The organism is Streptomyces sp. 13-12-16 (genome assembly GCF_002114215.1).
Classification (GTDB): Bacteria; Actinomycetota; Actinomycetes; order Streptomycetales; family Streptomycetaceae; genus Streptomyces.
The window spans coordinates 12,438-13,731 of record NZ_NCTE01001510.1 but is presented as its reverse complement, the minus strand read 5'-3'; the positions used below and the strand labels follow the sequence as shown (position 1 = coordinate 13,731).

The window sequence follows — 1,294 nt, the reverse complement described above, 5'->3', positions numbered from 1 at the left end:
GCGGAGGTGGATGGTGTGCCGCGGCAGGTGGTGCTGCCGTCGGTGGAGGTGGGTCTGGGTCACGCGGTGGTGGACGAGGGGGCGTTGGCGGGGGCGTTGTCGGTCGAGGCGGGCCGTCCGTTCGATCTTTCCCGTGATCTTCCGTTGCGTGCACATGTGTTCGCGTTGGCGGGTGTGGCGGACGAGTGTGTGCTGTTGCTGGTGATGCATCACATCGCGGCGGACGGTTGGTCGTTGGTTCCGTTGGCGCGTGATCTGTCGGCTGCTTATGGTGCGCGGCTGGGTGGGCGTGCGCCGGTGTGGCCGCAGTTGCCGGTGCAGTACGCGGATTACGCGTTGTGGCAGGCGGAGGTGCTGGGGGAGGAGGGTGACGCGGGCAGTGCTCTGGCGGGTCAGCTGGGGTTCTGGCGTGGTGTGCTGGCGGGGCTGCCGCAGGAGACGGTGTTGCCGGTGGACCGTGCGCGTCCTGCTGTTCTGGGTGCGGGTGGGGGCACGGTGGAGGTGCGTGTTCCGGCGGTGGTGCACCGGGGCCTGCTGGGGGTGGCGCGGGCGCGGGGTGCGAGTTTGTTCATGGTGTTGCAGGCGGGGCTGGCGGCGTTGTTGTCGCGGTTGGGTGCGGGGACGGACATCGTGGTGGGTACGCCGGTGGCGGGGCGTACCGATGAGGCTCTGGACGATCTGGTCGGTTATTTCGTCAATACGCTGGTGTTGCGGACGGATGTGTCGGGTGATCCGGTCTTCGGTGAGCTGGTGGACCGGGTGCGGGAGTGGGACCTGGCGGCCTACGCGCATCAGGACGTGCCGTTCCAGCGTGTGGTGGAGGCGCTCCGGCCCGAGCGGACGGCTGCCCGGCATCCGTTGTTCCAGGTCATGCTCGCCCTGCAGAACAACACCGAGCCCGAACTGCGCATCGAGGGTGCGACGGTCACGTCCCAGCCCGTCGAAGTGGCGGCGAGCAAGTTCGACCTCAGCATCGACCTCGCCGAGCGTCTGTCCTCCGGCCGCACCGCCGACGGCATCCTGGGCGAACTCCGTTACCACAGTGACCTGTTCGATCGGTCCACGGCGGAGGCGATCGCCGAGCGCTTCGTACGGCTGCTCAGTGCGGTCGCGGCCGATCCCGGCCGGCGGATCGGATCCGTCGAGCTGCTGTCGGACCGGGAGCGCGCCCAGCTGCTCACCGAGTGGAACGACACGGCCGCAGAGGTCCCCGAGGTCACCCTGCCGCACCTGCTGGAGGCTCAGGCCGCCCGCACTCCCGACGACGACGCCCTGGTCTTCGAAGGCGGCGCCA

Annotated in this window: 1 protein-coding gene; it reads left to right on the top strand. The window is 69.3% G+C overall.

What is annotated here, in order from left to right; all coding sequences use genetic code 11:
* Positions 1 to 15: 15 nt before the first annotated feature.
* The coding region (locus tag B7767_RS47610) for a condensation domain-containing protein (protein ID WP_256923811.1) at positions 16 to 1,294 on the top strand (1,279 nt) is incomplete at its 3' end.